The sequence below is a fragment of the Mycobacterium venezuelense genome, assembly GCF_054919535.1.
Genome location: NZ_JBONDW010000003.1, coordinates 403,525 through 424,261, shown reverse-complemented (window position 1 = coordinate 424,261; position 20,737 = coordinate 403,525). Strand labels below are relative to the sequence as shown.

At 66.9% G+C, this 20,737-nt stretch carries 22 protein-coding genes; 9 read left to right on the top strand and 13 right to left on the bottom strand.

The window, feature by feature from the left end; translation table 11 throughout:
- Positions 1-17: 17 nt before the first annotated feature.
- Complete coding sequence (locus ACRCUN_RS07295) at positions 18-740, bottom strand: NUDIX hydrolase (protein ID WP_462140958.1); 723 nt, start codon at positions 738-740, stop codon at positions 18-20.
- A gap of 83 nt (positions 741-823) precedes the next feature.
- On the opposite strand from ACRCUN_RS07295, the gene ACRCUN_RS07290 reads away from it, so the two are divergent.
- The 3 genes from ACRCUN_RS07290 to ACRCUN_RS07280 are packed head-to-tail and all read left to right on the top strand — an operon-like array spanning position 824 to position 4,220.
- Positions 824-1,819 carry an SPFH domain-containing protein gene (locus tag ACRCUN_RS07290; protein ID WP_462140957.1) on the top strand — a complete coding sequence of 332 codons (996 nt, stop codon included), beginning with the start codon at positions 824-826 and terminating at the stop codon, positions 1,817-1,819.
- Positions 1,816-2,709 (top strand): NAD(+)/NADH kinase, encoded by an 894-nt coding sequence (locus ACRCUN_RS07285; protein ID WP_462140956.1) that lies wholly within the window; start codon positions 1,816-1,818, stop codon positions 2,707-2,709. The genes ACRCUN_RS07290 and ACRCUN_RS07285 overlap by 4 nt, the downstream gene beginning before the upstream one ends.
- 23 nt (positions 2,710-2,732) lie before the next feature.
- Positions 2,733-4,220, top strand: coding sequence for a class I SAM-dependent methyltransferase (locus ACRCUN_RS07280; protein WP_462140955.1), 1,488 nt, complete (start codon positions 2,733-2,735; stop codon positions 4,218-4,220).
- Positions 4,221-4,290: 70 nt separating this feature from the next.
- Here ACRCUN_RS07280 and ACRCUN_RS07275 read toward each other — a convergent pair whose 3' ends face one another.
- Both ACRCUN_RS07275 and ACRCUN_RS07270 read right to left on the bottom strand, forming a co-directional pair.
- Positions 4,291-4,803: a DoxX family protein gene (locus ACRCUN_RS07275; RefSeq protein ID WP_462140954.1), complete on the bottom strand. Its 513-nt coding sequence runs from the start codon at positions 4,801-4,803 to the stop codon at positions 4,291-4,293.
- 22 nt (positions 4,804-4,825) lie between these two features.
- Complete coding sequence (locus ACRCUN_RS07270; RefSeq protein ID WP_462140953.1) at positions 4,826-5,590, bottom strand: SDR family NAD(P)-dependent oxidoreductase; 765 nt, start codon at positions 5,588-5,590, stop codon at positions 4,826-4,828.
- A 24-nt stretch (positions 5,591-5,614) separates the two neighbouring features.
- Here ACRCUN_RS07270 and ACRCUN_RS07265 point away from each other — a divergent pair, with 24 nt between their 5' ends.
- Complete coding sequence (locus tag ACRCUN_RS07265; protein ID WP_462140978.1) at positions 5,615-6,217, top strand: TetR/AcrR family transcriptional regulator; 603 nt, start codon at positions 5,615-5,617, stop codon at positions 6,215-6,217.
- Here the strand turns inward: ACRCUN_RS07265 and ACRCUN_RS07260 are convergent.
- From ACRCUN_RS07260 to ACRCUN_RS07245, 4 genes are read right to left on the bottom strand one after another with little or no spacing between them, the layout of a single operon-like run.
- Positions 6,214-7,467, bottom strand: coding sequence for a WS/DGAT domain-containing protein (locus tag ACRCUN_RS07260; protein ID WP_462140952.1), 1,254 nt, complete (start codon positions 7,465-7,467; stop codon positions 6,214-6,216). The two genes, ACRCUN_RS07265 and ACRCUN_RS07260, sit on opposite strands and share 4 nt — an antisense overlap.
- 3 nt (positions 7,468-7,470) lie before the next feature.
- Positions 7,471-8,382, bottom strand: coding sequence for an alpha/beta fold hydrolase (locus ACRCUN_RS07255; RefSeq protein ID WP_462140951.1), 912 nt, complete (start codon positions 8,380-8,382; stop codon positions 7,471-7,473).
- A complete protein-coding gene (locus tag ACRCUN_RS07250) occupies positions 8,379-9,065 on the bottom strand; it encodes a hypothetical protein (protein WP_462140950.1) in 687 nt (228 codons plus the stop codon). Before ACRCUN_RS07250 ends, ACRCUN_RS07255 begins: the two co-directional genes overlap by 4 nt.
- Positions 9,062-9,667, bottom strand: coding sequence for an Rv1363c family protein (locus ACRCUN_RS07245; protein WP_462140949.1), 606 nt, complete (start codon positions 9,665-9,667; stop codon positions 9,062-9,064). Before ACRCUN_RS07245 ends, ACRCUN_RS07250 begins: the two co-directional genes overlap by 4 nt.
- A 186-nt stretch (positions 9,668-9,853) precedes the next feature.
- On the opposite strand from ACRCUN_RS07245, the gene ACRCUN_RS07240 reads away from it, so the two are divergent.
- Both ACRCUN_RS07240 and ACRCUN_RS07235 read left to right on the top strand, forming a co-directional pair.
- A complete protein-coding gene (locus ACRCUN_RS07240; RefSeq protein ID WP_462140948.1) occupies positions 9,854-10,717 on the top strand; it encodes an alpha/beta fold hydrolase in 864 nt (287 codons plus the stop codon).
- Positions 10,714-13,644: an aminotransferase gene (locus ACRCUN_RS07235; RefSeq protein ID WP_462140947.1), complete on the top strand. Its 2,931-nt coding sequence runs from the start codon at positions 10,714-10,716 to the stop codon at positions 13,642-13,644. The genes ACRCUN_RS07240 and ACRCUN_RS07235 overlap by 4 nt, the downstream gene beginning before the upstream one ends.
- 6 nt (positions 13,645-13,650) lie before the next feature.
- Here ACRCUN_RS07235 and ACRCUN_RS07230 read toward each other — a convergent pair whose 3' ends face one another.
- Together ACRCUN_RS07230 and ACRCUN_RS07225 are read right to left on the bottom strand one after the other, a co-directional pair.
- Positions 13,651-15,018 carry an HNH endonuclease signature motif containing protein gene (locus ACRCUN_RS07230; RefSeq protein ID WP_462140946.1) on the bottom strand — a complete coding sequence of 456 codons (1,368 nt, stop codon included), beginning with the start codon at positions 15,016-15,018 and terminating at the stop codon, positions 13,651-13,653.
- A 129-nt stretch (positions 15,019-15,147) separates the two neighbouring features.
- Entirely contained in the window at positions 15,148-15,324 is a 177-nt protein-coding gene (locus tag ACRCUN_RS07225; protein WP_462140945.1) for a hypothetical protein, read from the bottom strand.
- Positions 15,325-15,350: 26 nt separating this feature from the next.
- Between ACRCUN_RS07225 and ACRCUN_RS07220 the strand changes: the two genes are divergently transcribed.
- The 3 genes from ACRCUN_RS07220 to ACRCUN_RS07210 all read left to right on the top strand — a co-directional run bounded on the left by ACRCUN_RS07220 (position 15,351) and on the right by ACRCUN_RS07210 (position 17,087).
- Positions 15,351-16,046 (top strand): guanylate cyclase, encoded by a 696-nt coding sequence (locus ACRCUN_RS07220; RefSeq protein WP_462140944.1) that lies wholly within the window; start codon positions 15,351-15,353, stop codon positions 16,044-16,046.
- Positions 16,047-16,159: 113 nt separating this feature from the next.
- Complete coding sequence (locus ACRCUN_RS07215) at positions 16,160-16,690, top strand: sigma-70 family RNA polymerase sigma factor (protein ID WP_462140943.1); 531 nt, start codon at positions 16,160-16,162, stop codon at positions 16,688-16,690.
- Between the two features lie 31 nt (positions 16,691-16,721).
- The gene (locus tag ACRCUN_RS07210) at positions 16,722-17,087 is read left to right on the top strand and encodes a VOC family protein (protein WP_462140942.1); all 366 of its coding nucleotides are present in this window, start codon (positions 16,722-16,724) and stop codon (positions 17,085-17,087) included.
- A gap of 6 nt (positions 17,088-17,093) precedes the next feature.
- On the opposite strand, the gene ACRCUN_RS07205 is transcribed toward ACRCUN_RS07210, so the two are convergent.
- The 4 genes from ACRCUN_RS07205 to gjpA all read right to left on the bottom strand — a co-directional run bounded on the left by ACRCUN_RS07205 (position 17,094) and on the right by gjpA (position 20,473).
- A complete protein-coding gene (locus ACRCUN_RS07205) occupies positions 17,094-17,513 on the bottom strand; it encodes a DUF6188 family protein (RefSeq protein ID WP_462140941.1) in 420 nt (139 codons plus the stop codon).
- Between the two features lie 80 nt (positions 17,514-17,593).
- Positions 17,594-18,340: a class I SAM-dependent methyltransferase gene (locus tag ACRCUN_RS07200; RefSeq protein ID WP_462140940.1), complete on the bottom strand. Its 747-nt coding sequence runs from the start codon at positions 18,338-18,340 to the stop codon at positions 17,594-17,596.
- Positions 18,341-18,371: 31 nt separating this feature from the next.
- A complete protein-coding gene (locus ACRCUN_RS07195) occupies positions 18,372-18,932 on the bottom strand; it encodes a dihydrofolate reductase family protein (protein WP_462140939.1) in 561 nt (186 codons plus the stop codon).
- 119 nt (positions 18,933-19,051) lie between these two features.
- A complete protein-coding gene (gene gjpA, locus ACRCUN_RS07190) occupies positions 19,052-20,473 on the bottom strand; it encodes an outer membrane porin GjpA (RefSeq protein ID WP_462140938.1) in 1,422 nt (473 codons plus the stop codon).
- Positions 20,474-20,737 lie beyond the last annotated feature (264 nt).

Genomic DNA, 20,737 nt, shown 5'->3' with positions numbered 1-20,737 from the left:
TCAGATTAGAACGTGTTCTAGTCTCGGGGAAGTCGTTCTGGCATGTCGGCCGTGCGCATCATCGGCGGATGCAGCAGCCGCAGCTCGCCACGCCGGTAGAGCTGGGCGGGTCGGCCCCCGTCGCGGGCGGTGGTGTGACCGGTCGGCACGAGGAATCCGTCGGCCCCGGTGACCTTGCGGTGGAAGTTACGGCTGTCGAGCGTTGTGCCCCAGACGATCTCGTAGACGCGCCGCAGTTCGGCGACGGTGAACTCCTCGGGGCAGAATGTTGTCGCCAGCGGCGTGTATTCGATCTTGGCGCGGACCCGCTCGACGCCGTCGGCCAAGATTCGATCATGGTCGAACGCCAGTCGTCCGGCCGGCAGGTCGGCCACCGGAGCCCACCGCGCACCGGCGGCGTCACCGCCCGCGGTCGGTAGCGGCAGGTCGGGCGCGAGCCCCAGATAGGCGACCGTGATCACCCGCATGCGCGGATCGCGTTTCGGCGCACCATAGCTCGCCAGCTGTTCGAGATGCAGACGATCGGCACGCAGGCCGGTCTCCTCGACGAGTTCGCGCGTGGCGGCTTGGTCCAGGTCTTCGTCGGGCCGGACGAATCCGCCGGGCAATGCCCAGCGGCCCGCGTAGGGCGCCTCGCCCCGCCGGATCACGAGCGCGCACAACTCGTCGTCGCGGATGGTCAGCGCCACCAGGTCGACGGTGACGGCGACGGATGGATAGCTCCCCGGATCGTACGGCACACGGCCACGCTAATCGTCATGTTGACGAAAAGCGAGGCTCGGGCTTATCGTCAATCTGACGATAAACAAAGGAGGTGGCCGACATGGCCGTCATCACCCGCTATCCACTGGTACGTCACCTGCGCGTGGAACCGACTGCTCACATCCGGGCGCTGCGCCGCGGCAAGCTCGTGCAGGACGGGCCGGGCCTGGCGTTCTGGTTCCGCCCGCTCACCGCGGCGATGTCCGAAATCCCGTTGGACGACCGGGAATTGCCCGTGCTGTTCCACGCCAGGACCGCTGACTTCCAGGATGTCGCCGTGCAGGCGACCGTCACGTACCGCATCGTCGATCCCACGCTGGCCGCCCAGCGCATCGACTTCTCCATCGACACCGAGACGGGCGCCTGGCGGGCGGCTCCGCTCGAACAGGTGGCCGGGTTGCTGACGGAATCCGCACAGCAGCACGGCCTGGATCTGCTGGCCCGGACGACGCTGACTTCGGCGCTGGTCGACGGCATCAGCGCGGTGCGAAACCGCATGGTCGACGGGTTGGCCGCCGACACCCGGCTCGCCGAGACCGGTATCACCGTGATCGGGGTTCGGGTCGTGGCGATCCGCCCGGAGCCCGAGGTCGAACGCGCGCTCCAGACCCCGACGCGTGAGCAGGTGCAGCAGGAGGCAGACAAGGCCACGTTCGAGCGGCGCGCGCTGGCGGTGGAACGGGAACGCGCCATCGGCGAGAACGAGCTGCAGACCAAGATCGAGCTGGCCCGTCGCGAGGAGGAACTCGTCGCGCAGAACGGCGCCAACGACCGGCTCAAGACGCAGGAGGCGTGGGCTTCCGACGCGATCGCCACCGAGGCGAAAGCAAAGCGCGAGGTGGCCCTGGCCGAAGCCAAGGCACAAGCCGCCCGGCTGGTGGGCGAGGCGGAAGCGGCGGCGGAGACGGCCCGCCTCGCGGCGTACCGGGATCTCAGCGATGCCACGATGCTGGGCCTGGCGGTCAAAGAACTGGCCGCCAATCTGCCCAAGATCGAGCACCTGGTGCTGACGCCGGATCTGCTGGCACCGGTCCTGACCCGGCTCAGTGCGTCATGACGCTTCCGCCCCGGGTCGTGCTCGTCCACCGCCGCACCGAGCTCGACGACGCCCTCGCCCGGCACGGCACGCACGGCCAGGCCGCGTTCTTCCTGTCCACCCGCGGTCGCAGCATCGACGAACTCGAAGCGCGGCACACCCGGAACCAATCGGCTCTGGCCACGGTCGCGGCCGCCATCCCGGCGGATTGGCGACGTGGCCGCGTCGAGCGGGCGGACCTGTCGCGGTTCCTGTTCGAGCCCGGCGACATCGTGGTCGTCGTCGGGCAGGACGGCCTGGTGGCCAATGTCGCTAAGTACCTCGACGGTCAGCCGGTCATCGGCGTCGACCCCGAGCCGGACCGCAATGCCGGAGTTCTGGTACCGCACTTCCCTGACGCCGCCGGCGCGCTGATGCGGGCGGCGGTGCACGAAGGCGCGAGCGTCGAGCTGCGCACCATGGTGCAAGCCGCCACCGACGACGGCCAGCGACTGCTGGCGGTCAACGAGATCTTCGTCGGCCACGCGAGCCATCAGACGGCGCGCTACACACTCGGATTGCCCGACGGCCGGGCCGAGCGACAGGCGTCGTCGGGGCTCATTGTCTCCACGGGTACCGGCGCAACCGGCTGGTGCCGCTCGGTCTGGCAGGCCAGGCGGAGCGAGGTCATTCTGCCCAACCCCGCCGAGGCGCGGCTCGCGTGGTTCGTGCGCGAGGCCTGGCCGTCACCGGCGACGGGCGCGGGCCTGGTCGAAGGTGAACTGAGCGCAGCCGAGCTCACGGTCGACGTGGAGTCGGACCGGTTGGTGGCATTCGGAGACGGAATCGAATCCGACACGCTCGCGCTGTCCTGGGGGCAACGGGTTTCGGTGCGGGTGGCCGAGCAGCGGCTGCGGCTCGTGCACTCCTGATTGCCACAGGGCACGATGGGTCGGTGCGCTATGTCGTCTTCCCCGGCCGTCACCACGTCTTGACCCGTTTCCAAGCGCGGTACCTGGCCGGGCTCGCGCCCGACGCCACCGTCATCTGGGCGGTGACGAGTGCCAATCACCAGAACACGCGCCGCAATCCGATACCGGCGAACCGGCGGGAAGCGGCCATCGAACTGTTCTCCCATATCGAGGGCATCCGCTCGCTCGTCGTGCCGATCGTGGATGTCGCACCCGACGGCCGGTTCGCCGAGATCACGCTCAAGGCCATCGCCCACGCGACCGGGATCGAACCGGACCCGGCCGACACGGTGGTCGCCTGCTCGACGCCCGCGGTCGCCGATCTGTATGCGCGGCTGGGCTTTCCGATCGCACCGGTGGAACGCGACCATCCCGACAACCCGCCCTATCCGTGGCAGCTCCTGGAGCGGGTCGCGACCGGAGGCGCATGGCGAGACGACGCCCACCCCGCCACGGTCGACGTGTTCGACCGGTACGGCCTGGCCGACCACATCGCCGCGATCAGCGCGGATCCGATCGTCAGCAGCGAAGGGTCGTTGACCGAGACCCGCGACTATCGCTCGTACAGCGCGGCATTCGACGCCGCGGCCGAACGCAAATGGGCGCAGGCCCGGCCCTATGTGCGCGCCGGTCGAATCGTCGACATCGGCTGCGCGGCAGGCGGCATGCTCGAGCTCATCGCGGCCGATGCCGAGCTACGCGAGTCCGATCTCTACGGCATCGAGGTGGCCCGCCACCTGTTCGAAGAGTGCCGGCACCGCAAGTCCCAGGGTGTCTTCGCCAACCCGAATACGTTTTTCTATCAACGCAATATCTTGGCCGGCCCGGTGTTCGGCGATGCCAGCATCGACACCACGCTGACCTTCGCGCTGACCCACGAAATCTACAGCTACGGCGACGGGATGACGTCACTGCGCACGTTCGCCGACACCATCGCCAAGCACACCGCACCCGGCGGGGTGTGGATCAACTCCGACGTGTGCGGCCCCGACGATCCGGATCGGCCGGTGCGCTTGGTCTTTCACCAGCCGGGCCTCGATCACGCCGCGGTCGACCTGACGACGCTCGACGATGTGCCCGCTTATCTGACGCCGCTGTCACCGGCGGCCCGGTTCGAGCAATTCGCGGTCGACTTCCGGCGCAATTCCGGTGTGCCGTTCGGCTACGACGTCGTCGACGACAGGACCGTGGCGCTGCGCCTGGCCGACGCGATGGAGTTCCTGACGCGGTTCTCCTACGTCGACAACTGGCTGTCGGAAACCCACGAGCAGTTCTGCGCGCTGTCATGGGCGGACTGGGTGGAGCTGGCGGGCGAGGTGGGTCTGCAGGTGGATCCGCGCTCGGGTGCATGGCGCAACGACTGGCTCGTGCACAACGTCTTCGATCCGGCCGCCGCGCTGTGTGACGACAACGGCGCCCCGCTGGACTGGCCGGTCACTCACGTGCTGTTGGCGGCCACCGCACTCCGCTAGGCGGCGAGACTACGGTTTCTGACGGAAATCGCCAGTAATTCGTCAGGAACCGTAGTGTCGGCGGCTCGGGTCAGGACTTGACCGGCGGGCGGAAGAAGATCGCCAACTGGCCGATGCCGCCGGCCAGGCCCAGCACCACCGCGATCGCCAGACCCCACCAGCCGTGCAGGTAGTCGTAGAAGCCGGTGCCCGAGAACAGCAGGTGGTCCAGGCTGTAGCGACCCGCGCCGATGCCCGCGATCGCTACCGCGGTCACCGCCAGGATCAGGTTGTACTCCCAACCCTCCTTGACGATGAAGAAGCCGTTGGCGCGGTGCACGGTCCAGGCCGCCACCAGCATGAGCGCGACGAACCCCGCCGCGGGCACCGGCGTGAGCAGCCCGAGCGCCAGACCGAGACCCGCAGCGATCTCGGTGGTCGCGGCCACCCGGGCGTGGAACATGCCCGGCTTCATGCCGATGCTCTCGAACCAGCCTGCGGTGCCCGGGATCCGCCCACCGCCGAAGAACTTGTTGTAGCCGTGTGCGGCCATGGTCAGCCCAAGAACCACACGCAGAATCAGGATCGCAGCATCAGCAGCCATGTAACAGAATTTAGGCCATCTGTTAAGTCGCTGCCCAGCCCCCATCCACACTGAGGATCACGCCGTGGATGTTCGCGGCGTCGTCGCCGGCCAGAAAGACCACGGCAGCGGCGACCTCCTCGGGCGTGCTCATCCGGCGCGACGGGATGCGGGCCAGCACCGGGGCGACCTCGTCGGCCACGTCGGCGGCGCGTTCGGTCGCGATCGGTCCGGGGGCCACCGCGTTGACCCGCACACCTCGTGGGCCGTACTCGGCCGCCCACGACTTCGTCAGCGAATGCACGGCCGCCTTCGTCGAGTTGTAGAGCGCCGACTTGTCACCGCCGATCAGGCCCGTGATCGAGCCGATGTTGACGACGACACCGTGGCCACGCTCGGCCATCGCCGGCGCCAGTGCACCGGTCAGCAAGAAGGGTGCGATGACGTTGGTCTGGTAGGACTCCAGCAGGGTCTGCCCGGAGATTTCCTCGGACGGTTCCGGCATCGCCCACAACGCGGCGTTGTTGACCAGGATGTCGAGATGCCCGCCTGCCGCTGCGGCGGCTTGCTCGGCCAGCCGGCGCACTTCGGCCTCCCCCGCGCCGAGGTCGGCGGCGACGAATTCGGCCCGGCCGCCCGCGGCGCGGATATCTGCGACGACGGCGTCGCCGCGCTCCTTGTTACGGCCACTGACGATGACGAACGCGCCCTCGGCCGCCAATGCCGCCGCGACAGCGACGCCCAAGCCTCCGGTCGACCCGGTTACCAATGCTGTGCGGCCCGCGAGCCGCGTATTCTTTGGACTCATGAGTCCAGGTGTACTGCCATGAAAATGGACCTGCAAGTCCAGAAATTCACCGCCAAGGGCGAGGCCACCCGGCGGCGCATCATCGAAGGCGCGGCAGCCGAGATCCGCGGCCGCGGCGTGGCCGAGACCACGCTCGACGATATCCGGGCCCGCACGCACACCTCCAAAAGCCAGCTGTTCCACTACTTTCCCGAGGGCAAGGACGAGCTCCTGCTCGCGGTGGCCGAGCACGAGGCCAGGATGGTGCTCGAAGACCAGCAGCCCTATTTGGGTGAGCTGACGTCGTGGGCGGCCTGGCAGCGCTGGCGCGACGCGGTGGTGGACCGCTACCGGCGTCAAGGCCAGAGTTGTCCGCTGAGCATGCTGATGTCGGAGATCGGCCGCAGCACGCCAGGCGCGCAAGCCGTCACGAAGGCCCTGCTGCGGCAGTGGCACGACGAGATCACCGCGGGCATCCGCTCGATGCAGGCACAAGGCAAGGCCGCCGACGATCTCGACGCGGACCGGGTGGGCGCCGCACTGCTGGCCGGTATCCAAGGCGGCGTCGGCATCATGCTGGCCACCGGTGATCTGAGCTACTTGGAGGCCGCACTCGACACCGGTATCGCCGCGCTGCGCCCGAGTTAGCCGAGCGCCTGCGCCAACCGCTCGACGTAGGCGTCGACATCGCCGACCGCCGACTCGGCCGCGTGCACGCTGACGGCGAGGGTGTCGCCGATGCCGTGCACGCCATGGGTCAGGCCCATCATCGGCGACAGCGCCGGGTAGCCCGCCGTCACCACCACCGGCGCGTCCCCGAAGCGCAGATCCGCCGCACCTCGGTTGACGCTCGAGACCACCGTGTTGCCGGTGACCACCGGGGATCGCAGCGTCGGATCGAATTGCGCCACGCCCCATCGCAATAGCGGCGCAGGCGTGGCCGCGAACGCGCGGCTCGCTGCCGCCATCGCCGGATGCCGGGCACGACTGCGACGTTGCGCGAGGTCGTGGGCGATGTGCGCGATGCGCTCGGCATGGTCGAGTTCGGGGTACAACCCGATGCCGACGTTGCCGAAGTGATTGTGGGCGTGACGAACTCCGGCTTTGGCCATGGGCACCTCCGCGCCGAGGCCGGCCGGATCCTCTCCGAATGTGCGCAGATGATCACTGAGCGCAGCCGACACCGCCGCCAGCACCGCGACCGTCACCGTCGGGCCCGGGATGCGAGCCCGCGGCCGCACGATCGTGCGGACCCACCGCGCCCCCGCGGGCCGGGAATTGCTGCGCCGTGCGGGCCGCGACGGGGCCTGCGCGGGCACAGCGCCGGACTTCTCGTCGGCGACCAATTGTCGATGCGTGCGCGCGGCTGAAGCCGCCCGCCACGGCAGCGTGGCGCCGACGAAGCGCTCCGCCGGCACAGCAGGGACGGCTTCTTGCCGCCCGAACAACCAGGCGGCAAGCGCCGACGAGCGGATGCCGTCGCCGAGGACATGCGCGACCTGCAGCACGGCCACGGCACCCGATGCGGCCACGCCGGGAACCCCACGCACACCGGGGAATACATGCAGCCGCCACGTTGCACTCGTCGCGTCGAGCTGGTGATCGGCGAGCCCGGCGACCGCGTCCAGGCAGTCGTTCCAGCTGGGGCCACCGAGGTCGTGCACCACGAACTGGTCGTCACCGGCCCGGCGTTGCACCCAGGCGGGATAGGTCAGCCGGAACCCGTCGCGGACCCGCAATGCCAATTCCGGACCCTCCTCCGCACGCCTGCGCACCTCGGCGAGCGCGCGGCCGAGATCGGTCGGCGAGCCGTCGAACCCGTAGAGCAGGAACTGGTCGCTGGGAAGCTTGGCCGACATCCACCAGGTCTGAGCGTCGACTGCCGCCAGTCGGCGCACGCGTCACTGCTCCTTGGCGCTGTCGATGAAGTCGAGGATTCGGCCCGCGACCACATCCGGCTGGTCGAGCTGCATGAAATGTCCTGCTCGTTCGACGATGCCCACCGCGCTGCCGTCGGGCAGGATGTCTCGCACCCAGCGCGCGTAATCGGGTGCGGCGCAGCCATCGTCGGTGCCGTGCAGATAGAGCGTCGGCAATACCGGCGCCGACAACCAGTGCTCGTGCAGTTTGGCGTAGGCGGCCGGCGGGGTCGTCCAGCGCAGCATGGCCCGGTAGTAGCCGATCGCGGCCCGCCACCGTTCCGGTGCGCCGATCGCGGCGTCGACATGGCGGACGTCCTCGGCGGCGTTGAAGCCCGGCGACCACTGCCGCCACAACCGGGGCACCACCCAGGACGCCGAACGCTCTGGCAGCCAGGGCAATTGGAAATACAGCATGTACCAGCTGCGCAGCAGCTGGCGGGGCAACTGCTTTGCGAGTTTGCCGCTGTCGGCGACGCGGCCCAGCGGCCGAAATGACGCGGCAGGCGGCACGGACATGATCACGCTCTTGTCGAACGGGCTGTCGGGCATGGCGGCCAGCCCCGACGCGGCGATGGCTCCCCAGTCATGACCGATGAGAACATCGCGTCCGGTGCGCCCCGATGCTTCCAGGACACGCAGCGCGTCGTCCATGAGCGCGCCGACGTGGTAGCTGCCGTCCGTCGGGATCGATGACGGCACATAGCCCCGCAGAAACGGCGCGACGACCTTCCAGCCGGCGTCGGCGAGCACCGGTGCGACTTCTCGCCACCCGTAGGCAGTGTCGGGAAAACCGTGCAGGCACAACGCGACCGGTCCGTCATCGGGTCCCCAGACCAGCGCTCGCAACTGCACCGCGGGCGCGGTGACGTCGAGCCAACGCGGCTCCGTCACGGCTTCACCGGCTCGAACTGAGACATCAGCCAACGTCCATCCTCACGCACCATCGTGGCCCGTACGGTCGACGGGGTCTTCTGCGGCGGCTGGTCGCCCACGGTGACGAACTGGTTGAGGTAGAGCATCACTTCGGCGCGATCAGCGCTCGCCGTCACCGAGCCTATCGCGGGCACCTCGGCTTGCGCGGTGACACGTTGCGCCGTCGCGCCGGGAATGATGGTCGTGCGGATCATCGTGGTGTATGTGCTGAGGAAATCGCCGGTCAACCGGTCGAGCACCGAATTGAGGTGCTGCTCGACCGTGTTCGGTTCATACGACAACATCTGGATTGTGATGTCCTTGGCAGCCTCGACCGATTCTGTTCGGGCGGTGGCACTTTCCCGCTCCGAGACGATCTGCCACTTCAGAAACGCCGATCCGGCCGCCAGCAACAGGGCCAGCGCGGGCAGCATCGCGAAGACGACGATCCCCGACCATGGGGTCTGCCGCGCGGGTTCGGCCGGCCGTTCGGGCTCGGCGTCGACGTCGTCTGCTTCGGGCGACTCGTCCGCTGTTTCTTCGGCGGGATCCTCGACCGGATCCTCGATCGGCTTCTCCTCGGCCGGGTCCTCGACCGGCTTCTCCTCTGCGGCCTTCGCATCCGCCTTCTCGAACGCCCGGAGGCTGTGCCTTCCGCTCACTCCACGAACTCCACTTCGGAAACCTTCGCCGTGCCCTGGTTCTCCTGCACCGTCAACACCATTCGCCAGTACTGCGGCGCCTGTTCCGGCACGCCCGCGTTGCTCGACTTCACAGTCACCGACACGAGCACCTTGGCTTGGCCGTCGGATAGCGATTCGAGGGACGAACCGGTGATGATGCCCTCCGACTTCGACTTCACCTGCTTGACGACCTCGCGGTAGGACTCGGCACGCTTCTGGAAGTCGTCGTAGAACTTGCCACTGGCCGAGTCGAGCACCCGCTGAACATCGGCGTCGGCCGTCTCCCAGCCGACGTTGGTCAGGCTCAGCGCCGCCTGCCTGCCGGCCTCCACCATCATGTCGCGGTGCCGCTCGTCGGTGTGCGACTGGTAGGCGACGTACCCGAGCCAGCCCGTCAGCCCGGCGAGCACCACGACCAGGGCAAGACCGACCAGCGCGCCCAGCCTGATCCGCGACATCGACCGGGCCTCGGGCTCAGGCGCGGCGTCAGCCTCGCCAACAGCCGTTTCCCCGGCCGGCCGTTTCGCATCCCCGGCTTCCGGCGACTCGACCGACTCGTCGTCGGGGCTGTCGTCTGCCATAGATCCACTCCTCGGTGCACTACGAATCGCACGCCTGCTGTAAACACGCGTGCGATCCAAAGTACGTGGCGCCCGTCACACCGTCATCGGCGGCACCCGGGCTGCTTCCCGAACTCCCCCTGCCCGCATTCTCGGCAACGCCCGGCCTTAGTAACGTGACTGCGGGGGCGCGCCGAGAGGAAGTTCGTGAGCACTGCTAACAGCCAATCGCAGACCGTCACGTTCCGCGGTGTCGATGACCTGAACTTGGTCGGCGACGAGTGGAACAAGGGCGCCGAGTCGGCCGCCGACCGCCCGACCGTGCTGCTGCTGCACGGTGGCGGGCAGAACCGGCACTCGTGGAAGAACACCGGGCAGATCCTGGCCGACCGCGGGCTCCACGTGATTGCGCTCGACTCGCGCGGGCACGGGGACAGCGACCGCTCCCCCAGCGCCAACTATTCGGTGGAGGCGTTGTGCGGGGACATCCTGCAGGTGCTCTACCAGGTCGGCCGCCCGGTGGTGCTGATCGGCGCGAGCATGGGCGGGTTGACCGGGATTCTCGCGGCTCATGAAGCCGGGCCGGAGTTGGTGACGAAGTTGGTGCTCGTCGACGTTGTGCCGAGGTTCGAGAAGTCCGGGAGTGCGCGCATCCGCGATTTCATGTTCAACCACGTGCACGGGTTCGATTCGTTGGAGCAGGCCGCCGAAGCCGTCGCCGCGTATCTGCCCCACCGCACCAAGCCGCGCAGCCCCGAGGGGCTGAAGAAGAATCTGCGGCAGCGCGACGGCCGCTGGTATTGGCATTGGGATCCGGCGTTCCTGACGAAGCCAGAAGATGACCCGTTCATCCGGGTGGAGAAGCTGGAGCAAGCGGCGATCAACCTGACTATCCCGATCCTGTTGATCCGAGGCAAACTATCCGATGTGGTCAGCACAGAAGGTGTTCAGGACTTCCTGGAGAAGGTTCCCGCAGCAGAATTCGTCGAGTTGTCCGACGCCGGGCACACCGCCGCCGGCGACGACAACGACGCGTTCTCCGCAGTCGTCGTCGAGTTCGTGGGCCGATGACGACCGATCGCCGTACTGTCGGCTTCAACTTTCTTGCCGAACCGGAACTACCGGCACCGCACGTCACCGAATCGCAGGCCGAGGGCATCCTCGCCACGCATTACGGCCTGCGCGCACAGGTGAAATCGCTCGGCAGTCAACAGGATAAGAACTTCCTGGTCAGCCAGGACGACGAAATCCTCGGCGTGCTCAAGATCGCCAACCCGGCGTTCAACGAAACTGAGCTGGAGGCCCAGGACCTCGCAGCGGAGCTCATCGCGCAGACCGAGCCGAACTTGCGGATCGCCGTAGCCCTGCCGAACAGCGATGGCGACAACCGCACGGCCGTAACGGGTTTGGTCGATGGAACGGCGTACGTGCGCCTGCTGCGCTACCTGCCCGGCGGCGCGCTGCTGGAATCCGGTTACCTGCGGCCGGCCGTCGTCGCCGAACTGGGTGCGCTCGCCGGCCGCGTCACGCGCGCGCTGGCCGAGTTCAGCCACCCTGGTCTCGACCGAATCCTGCAGTGGGATCTGCGGTATGGGGCCGATGTGGTCACCACGCTGGTATCACACGTCGCCGACGCGACGCACCGCGAGCTGCTTGCGACCGCGGCCCGCGAGGCGTGGGCACGCATCGAGCCGCTCGCCGACGCGTTGCCCCGGCAAGCGATCCACATGGATCTCACCGACGCGAACGTCGTCGTGACACCGGCGACCGGCGGCGTCGTACATCCCGACGGAATCATCGACTTCGGCGATCTGACCGACAGTTGGGCCGTCGCCGAATTGGCGATCACGCTGTCGTCGGTACTGCAGCATCCCGGCAGCGATCCCACCTCGGTGCTTCCCGGCATCCGGGCGTTCCACGATATCCGGCCACTCAGTGTTGCTGAGGTGGAGGCATTTTGGCCGTTGCTGGTTCTGCGAACCGCGGTGCTGATCGTCAGCGGAGCGCAGCAGGCGAACCTCGACCCGGACAACGACTACGTCACCGAACAGTCCGACGGCGAGTGGCGCATGTTCGAGCAGGCCACCTCCGTGCCGTTCGACGTCATGACGGCCCTGATCAAAGCCGAGCTCGGCATGAACACCGAGCCCGCGCGGGCCGAAGCCACCACGCCCATGATCACCGGACTCACCGCCGAATCGGTGGTGACGCTCGATCTGTCCGCGACCTCGGACACCTTGGATTCGGCATTCCAGCGGGGCGGTTGGGTGCGGCCCGGTGTCGAGAACGAAATGGCAAGGGCCGCACTCTCGGACGGGGCTCGTGTGGTGGTGACGCAGTTCGGTCAGCCGCGACCGGCGTGCGCGCCTGCCCTGAGCCAGGAGGAGCCCGCCGTGGTGCCGACCGGCATCAGCGTGTGGGCCGCCGAACCCGTCGAGTTGGTGGCTCCGTTCGACGGCGAGGTCGTCGACCGGTCGGCGGACGCGGTGACATACCGCGGCCGTGACTACGAGCTGACGGTGACGGGTGTTGCCGCGACCGAAGGCGCCGCGTTAGGCGTCATCGAGCCGGGCCGGCGCATCGAGCTTGCCGTTCGCGCGGCCGGGTCACCGGTGGCCCCCACGCTGAGCACACCGAGCTTGGCCCCGGGATGGTTGGCGCTGAGCCTGGATCCCCGCCCGCTTCTCGGATTACCAACGCTGGCAAGCGATTCGGTCGACAGCGATCTGGTGGCTCGCCGCGACCGGGCTTTCGCGCCCGTCCAGGAGCACTACTACCGGCAGCCACCGCGCATCGAACGCGGCTGGCGGCATTTCCTGATGTCGACGAGCGGGCGCTGCTATCTCGACATGGTCAACAACGTGACCGTGCTGGGGCACGCCCATCCCCGCGTGGCCGACACCGCCGCACGCCAGCTGCGCAAGCTGAACACGAACTCGCGGTTCAACTACGCCGCGGTGGTCGAGTTCAGCGAACGGCTCGCCGGGCTGCTGCCCGATCCGCTGGACACGGTGTTCCTGGTCAATTCCGGTTCAGAGGCCAGCGACCTCGCACTGCGGTTGGCCATCGCGGCCGCGGGACGCCCCGACGTGGTGGCGATGCGCGAGGCCTACCACGGCTGGACGTACGGCACCGACGCCGTGTCCACGTCGACTGCCGACAATCCGAATGCCCTTGCCACCCGGCCGGATTGGGTCCACACCGTGGAGTCTCCCAACAGCTTCCGTGGCAAGTACCGCGGCGCCGAGGTCGGCCGCTACGCCGTCGAGGCAGTGGCCCAGATCGAACAACTGGCGGCCGATGGGCGTGCCCCCGCGGCGTTCATCTGCGAGACCGTGTACGGCAACGCCGGTGGCATGGCCCTGCCCGATGGCTATCTGGAGCAGGTCTACGGGGCGGTGCGCGCCAACGGCGGATATGCCGTCGCCGACGAGGTCCAGGTGGGCTATGGCCGCCTTGGCGAATGGTTCTGGGGATTTCAACAGCAGGGCGTCGTGCCCGACATCGTGTCGATGGCCAAGTCGACGGGCAATGGCTACCCACTGGGCGCGGTCGTCACGAGCCGCGAGATCGCCGAGGCGTTCCGCAGCCAGGGGTACTTCTTCTCCTCCACCGGCGGCAGCCCGCTGTCGTGCGCGATCGGCATGACGGTGCTCGACGTACTGCACGACGAGCGACTGCAGGAGAACGCTTCTCGCGTCGGCGCGCATCTGAAGTCACGGCTGCAGGCGCTTGTCACCAAGCACCCCATCATCGGAACCGTGCACGGGGTCGGCCTGTACCTGGGTGTCGAGATGGTCCGCGACCCAGACACTTTGGAGCCGGCGACCGAGGAGACGGCATTGATCTGCGACCGCATGCTGGAGCTGGGCGTGATCATCCAGCCCACGGGCGATCACCAGAACATCCTCAAGACCAAGCCGCCACTGTGCATCGACACCGAGTCCGCCGACTTCTACGTCGACGCACTCGACCGGGTGCTCACCGAAGGCTGGTAATCGCGTCTATCCGGCCTCGTCGTCTTCGTCGTTGTCGGTGAGGTAGGTCTGGGGGTGGTGGTAGTTGTTGACGCGCGCTTGGCCCGTGTCGAGTAGGGGTGGTGGGGTCCATTCGCAGCGGCCGTTGCGCATGGTCGTGGTCCACTTGCCCTTGGCGACCAGGCGGTTGTCGGGCCCGCAGGACAGGGCGAGTTCGTCGATGTTGGTTTGCCCGCCCACGGTCCAGTCTTGTTGGGCGTGGTGGGCTTGGCAGCGATAACCGCCGGCGGTGCAGCCGGGGCGGGTGCAGCCACGGTCACGGGCGAACAACACCAGGCGTTGGGCGGGGGTGGCGATGCGTTTGGTGCGCCCGAAATACAACGGCACCAGGGTGGCGTCGTCGAACACCGCCAGATAGTGCCAGGCATGCGCGGCGAGGCGGATCACGTCGGGGATGGGGAGTTTCGAGCCGCCGCCGGTGACCGCGATCCCCGCGCCGGCTTCGAGTTCGGCCAGGGTGGTGGTGACGATCAACGACACCGGCAACCCGTTATGCTGACCCAAATCCCCGGACATCAACGCATTACGACCGATCGCCACCAGGGCGTCGTGATTGCGTTGCGCGGCGGTGCGGGTATCGGCCTCGATCGCTTCCTCAGAGGGTGATCCCGCCACGCAGGGTGATTCGTCGTCGGGGTTGCACATCCCGGGGGCAGCGTACTTCGCCAGCAGGGGTTCGACCACGGCGCGGCCTTCGGCGTTCAGCCATCCTGATACCTTCGAGGTGCCGTCGGGTTGCTGCGGATGAACGACGATGCCTCGCTTACGCTCAGCAGCGTCGACGGGTTCCTCGCCATCCTGGTTGAGCAGGTACAGGGCTTCGGCGACGGTCTGGCGCAACGTCTCCGGGGTCTCCGTGGCCGCCACCGCCACCAGTCGTTCTTCGAACACCGCACGCCGCGCCGCATCGATCCAATCGGGGCATTTGGTGAAAAACGTCTCCAACTCATCAATATGGTCGGGAGTCACCCAGCCACCGGCCTGCGCCGCCGCGGTCGCCGCGCGCCGTGGTGGCAACGTCTCGCCGGTCACCGACCGGCGTGGCCCGAAGTTCATCGCATCCCGACAGCGGCGCCGCGCCTCGGTCCCCGATATCCGCAACCGGATCCGCAACGCCTCCGGCCACGACTTCGCCCCGACCGCCGCCGGCGTCGTGCACTCCGACAGCGCACTGATCGCGGCATGCTCCACCACCGGCACCAGATTGCGAACCTCTTGGATCCCGGCACACACCCCCAGCAGGTCGGCTTCGGATAGCGCTCCCCACGGCAGAGCACGCACCGCGGCGACCGCCGCGCGTAACGCAGCGAGCCGGTCAGCCACGGACGAGTCCATGTATCGAACACTAGTTCGAACCACCGACAAGCCCTGTTGCGCAAGGCTTTACGTTGACGAACGTGCGCAAAATGCCGCTAATTCACGGCGTGTCGACGGACAGACACGCACGCTCGCGCAAGGGAAGCGCTATGGGCTTGTGGTGCCCTGCGAACTTTCCGCCTCGGCCAGCCGCTGATGGAGCCGCTCGCGGATGTCCTGCGGCGTGTAGGCGTTGCGGCGGCGCTGATCGCGGGCAACCATCACGCCGCCCGCCACGACACCGGCGACACCGGCAAGCCCGATCCACTTCCAGATGCTGCGCATGCACAAAGTGTGCCTAAGCTGCGCACGTGAACGCGAACACGGTGCCGCTGACGAAAGCGCTGGAGGAAACCCGGACCGGTGACATCTGGCTGTTTCGCGGCGGGTCAGGGCCGGATCGGGCGATCCAGACGCTGACGAACAGCCCGGTCAACCATGTCGGGATGACCGTCGCGATCGACGACCTGCCGCCACTGATCTGGCATGCCGAGCTCGGCGACAAGCTGCTCGACATGTGGACGGGTACCAACCACCGCGGTGTGCAGCTCAACGATGCCCGTCAAGCCGTCGAACGCTGGATGCACAACTACGGGCAGCGCTGCTGGCTCCGTCAACTCACGCCATATGCCACCCGGGAACAGGAAGACGCCCTCCTCAAGGTCATCGCCCGAATGAACGGCACGGCGTTTCCCACCACGGCGCGGCTCACCGGCCGCTGGCTGCGCGGGCGGCTACCCGTCATCAGCGACTTCACCCGGGGAATTCCGCTTGTACACAGCAAAGTTCGCGAATCGGCCGAGCGCAAGAGAACCCGCAAACGCCAGGCGGGCCTGGAGACCGCGTACTGCGCGGAGACGGTAGCCATCACCTACGAGGAAATGGGCCTGTTGACGACGGAAAAGCACTACAACTGGTTTGATCCCGGCTCTTTCTGGAGCGGCGATCAGCTACCACTCACGGCCGGTTACCAGCTCGGCGACGAGATTGCTGTCATCGAAGACTGAGTGACGGCCTATACCTGCTGGCCGGTATAGCGGATTGTGGCCAGCAGTGAGGAATTCACCGCCTACACCGGCAAGGCTGAGCTGAGCAACCCAACCGGTCCCGGAGGTGTCGGATGCTTACTGTCGAACAACCAACCGATCAGATGCTCGAGCTCTACGCCAACCACGTCGAACCGTTGCGACGCTATGCATTCCGGCTGACGAGCAATCACACCAAAGCCGAGGATGTCGTACAGGAAACCCTGCTGCGCGCCTGGCGTCACCTGCAACAAAACGACGGAGACCTGCCGTTACGGTCTTGGCTTTTCACCGTTGCCCGCAACATCGTGATCGACGGAAGCCGATCAGCTCGATTTCGCTACGAGGTTTGTTCTCCCGACACATCGGAGGTGCCGGATCGTATGGGCCCCGACGAGGTGAACTCCGCCTTGGATCGGATGCTGATCGCCGACGCCATGGCACAACTGCCCGAAGCACACCGGGCCGTTCTGAGCCGGTCGTTCTATCTCGGCTGGACCACCGGCCAGATCGCCGATGACCTCGACATCGCCGAAGGTACAGTCAAGTCCCGTCTGCACTATGCCCTCAAGAGACTCCGACTGATCCTGTCCGAAATGGGTTGTCGCTCACGGCCTGAAGCTTGACGCCCAGGGTCGGCAGCGAGAAGGAGATGCCATGCCCAACCGCTGGTCCGGAGTGACCATCGACTGCGCCGATCCGTCGCGGCTGTCGTTGTTCTGGAGCGAACTTCTCGACATCCCGCCCACGAACGAGCATGGCGACGACCCGAATTGGGCGACGCTCGGATCTCGCAGCGGTACCGTGCCGCGGCTCACCTTTCAACGCGTTCGCGAGCCCAAAACAACAAAGGTGCGGCTACATCTCGATGTGCAGGTCGACGACATCGCCGCCGCGCGCCGTCAGGTAGAGGCGCTGGGCGGAAGTTGGTCAGGCATCCGTCACGACTACGACGAAGGCGTCGTCGTGGTCATGTCCGACCCGGAAGGGCACGAGTTCTGTCTCGTGCAGTACTTCTCCTGACGCAGGTCACGAACCGTCGGCGGCAGGCAGCATTGCGACGCCACCGCCAGGCGCGCATACAATCTGCAGGTTGTCGGGCCCGTGCAATCGCCAAGACGCACCCGAGTCGTCAGGTGGCACTTCGATTGCCGCATCGCCGAACTCGAGACGCAGACCGCCGTCCGCGCTGACGTTCGCCGACGTGAGCCGGCTGTGCAGCAATGGGGTCACCGCACCGGCGGCGTCGACGTTGAGCGGCTCGCCCTCCCATTGTTCATCGCTGCGATCGACTGACAGCGGCGCCTCGATACTTATTTCGTAGGCATCCCCTAGTTCGAGATGAATGCCGGACCCCACGCGCATCTGCGCCAGCGAGCGACCCACGAAGTGCTGACTGAGTTGTTGGTTGACCCATTCGATGCCCGAGACACCCGACTCCTGCCCCACTGTGACCCCTTTGCCGTTGATCCGAAGCGCGAGACTTCTCCAAGGGTTCCCATGTTGTGGTGGTTGAACACCCGCAACTGTCACACCGTCCCGCGCGCGGCCCACGCGGTGGCGGTGACGTTGAAGGGTCCGTCTCCCAGACGATCGCGAGCGACCGATTCGAGCCGAGCCCGACTGTCGCCGTCGAGCCGCCGCACGTAATCACCAGCGGGACCGACGCCATAGGTGTACGGCTCCCACCACTCATCAAAGGTGGGATGCGCGACGTCGACCGCAACGGGACCTTCCTTCACGTCATGCAGGCCGGCCGCTTCGAATATCTCGGTGAGGTGCCCCGCGCGCGCCCCGGAGAGCAGTGCCTCATCCTCGGCTTCGGGGTCCATCTGGTGGACCGCATCCCAGAACGGCGCGAGGGCGCCGGTCGGTCCGTCCCACACACATGCCGCGACCGTGCCGCCACGCCGGGTCACGCGTGCCATCTGCCGGACGCCGACCACCGGATCGCTCATGAAGTGCACCACCAACTGCGCGAGAGCAGCGTCGAAAGAGGCAGTCTCGTATGGCAATTCCTCCGCCGTGCCAAGACGTGCGTCGATGGCCGGGAACCGCTCCCGGATGCCGTCGATGAACGGCGGTGAAGGATCGATCGCCGCGACGTCAGCACCGACCGCGAGCAGATGAGCCGTCAGAGCACCAGGCCCACAGCCCACGTCGAGCACCTCGTCACCGGCGCGGACGCCGGTGAACGCCACGAAGACCTCGGCAAGAGGCGCGGCGTACCGGCCCATGAAACGCGTGTAGGCGTCGGGCGGGACGATGAAGCCCACGAGAGAATGCTACGTCGGCGAAGGCGACGTTTCAGCGGCGCGAGTAGCGCAAATGGACGGTCCCGTCGAAGACTCGGTGCTCGGTGAGGCGCAGGTCGAGGGAGACGTCGTCGGGAATCGCCCGCAGGCCACCCCCGACGATCTTCGGGACGACAAAGAAGTGGAAATCGTCGACCAGCCCCGCCCGGATCGCCGGGGCCGCGGTGGTGGGCCCGAATATCTCGACCAGACCCTGCGCGCCGTCCACGATCCGCTGCAACTCGTCCAGGCTCAGGTCGGGCACGAGGCGGGCCCGGTCCGACCCGAGCTCATCGTGCGTCAGTGTCGACGACACTACGACCTTGTCGATGGCCTGCCACCGCTTGGCGAACTGCCGTTCGGCCAGGGGACGGTCGTCGTCGTCCGGATACGTCTCCCAGTAATCCATCAGTGCATAGGTCTTGCGCCCCAAGACTTCGGTCGACACCTCCGCCATCCGTTCCAGATGGACGGCGAACACGGCATCGCTGGGCGCTGACCATTGGAAGTCACCGTCGGCGTCGGCAGCGTAGCCGTCGAGGGACACTGTCGCGGCGTAAGTCAGGGTTCCCATCGTGTGCTGGCCTCCTCAAGCCCGAACGTGGAGAAGATGGCGACTTCGCCCTAATCTCACCATCTTCTCCACGTTGGGGAGCCGATTATCAGGGGCCGGGCATGGACCTTGAGCCGATGTCAGCTGCCGCTGTCGCTGCCCTCCCCGTCAGCATCTCCCGCACCGGCTGCGCTACCGGCATCGGCCTTGTCGCCCCGGCTGTTGAGGGCCTTTACCGCGTCGCGGATACCGGTGCGGACTTCGTTGACGGTGCTGCGGACGTCGCTGCGGAACTCCTTGACTGCGGAGCGCAGCTTCTCACCCGGGCGGCTCGATGTGGTTCCGGTTTTGCCCGGCTCGGCCTTGTTGCCGTTGGACAGGTCGGTGGCACCGACGGAGGTCTTGACGACGGTGTCGCTTTCGTCTTGACCGGCCTCCTCGGGTGCGGTTTGTTTGTCCTCGGTTTCCGTGGCGGCCGATTCCTCTGTGGCAGGCGCGGTTTCGGCGGCCGCTGCCGGCGGCGCAGCGTCGGCGGCCAGCGCCTCGCTCTCCGGCTCGGTCTCGATTTTCGGGAAGGTCAGGTTGGCAAGCGGGTTGCCGTCACCATCCCAGCCGATCGCGCCCGCAATCATCTGCGACAGGTTCGCCAGGGCCCCGATGGGCCCGACCGCCACACCCGGTGCGTCCAGGGTCAAGGGGATGCCGAGCGCATCGCTTGTGATCGACAGGTCAATGGAATTGAAGATGGAGCCGCCGACCGGGCCTTCCCCGACCTCCCCGCCGATGGTATTTCCCGTTCCCCCGGGGCTGAGCAGCCCGCCGAACGCGATGCCCAATCTGTTGATGGTGGTGCCTTCCGGCAGTACCCCAGCTCCGTTGATCAACGGCACCAGCGCATTGAGGTCGAGGGTGGCCCCGTTCAGGAAGCCGTCGACGACGTTGGCGGGCAGATTGAGCAGATCCCCATCCTGAATGCTGTTGAGGGCGGCCACCACCGGGCTGACCAGCGGGCCCGCGAAACCGATCAGGACACCGCTGACCGGTGACGCCAGGAAATGGACCAACGGTGTGACGAACTCGGGTGTGCCCTCCGGCAGGAAGGTCGGCACGAACGCCACGATGACCGTGTGAAGTGGGTCGTTGCTCAGAGCAACGATCGGGATCAATTCGTTGATGTCCTCGGGCAGACCCTGCATCGTTGCGGTGTTGAATGCGTTCTCCAGGTTGTCGCCGATGGCCTGGAAGACGGTGCCGATGCTGCCCGGGTCATTGAGCAGATCCCCGAGGTAGCCGACCTGGTTGACGATGGTCTGCTGCAGCGCCGCGCCGGGGGCTTCGAAGTAGAACTGCGACAGCGTGGTGGCGTTTTCGGAAGCGGTGTTGAACGTTTCGATCCATCGGGTGAGGAGATCGGTTTCGGCGGTGAGCCCGACTTGGGCTGCGGCGATTCGGGGCACCTGAATGTCGGGGGGCAATGGCGCGATGGCTGGAGCCACCGCGATCGCGCTAGCCGCGGTTAGCGCGACGCCTGCCGTGGCGAATGGTCGCAAGGATTGATGCATCGGACGAGACCTCCAGCCATTGTGATCTTGGACACGTCGGACTCTAGCCTGAGAAGAAGCTGAGTAGTGCCAGATCCGCAAACTTGTTGACCGGCAAAGCCCAGACATCGTCACCGACATTGAATTGAGCAACCCGCCCGCGAATGGCGCCATCGCACCACATAGACAGGGCCATGGATGTGCGCGAGCGCAAATACTTCAGGCCGGGTCGAAACGCGCCGCAGAGCGGTCATACAACTGAAAAACACGTACTGAAGTGCGATG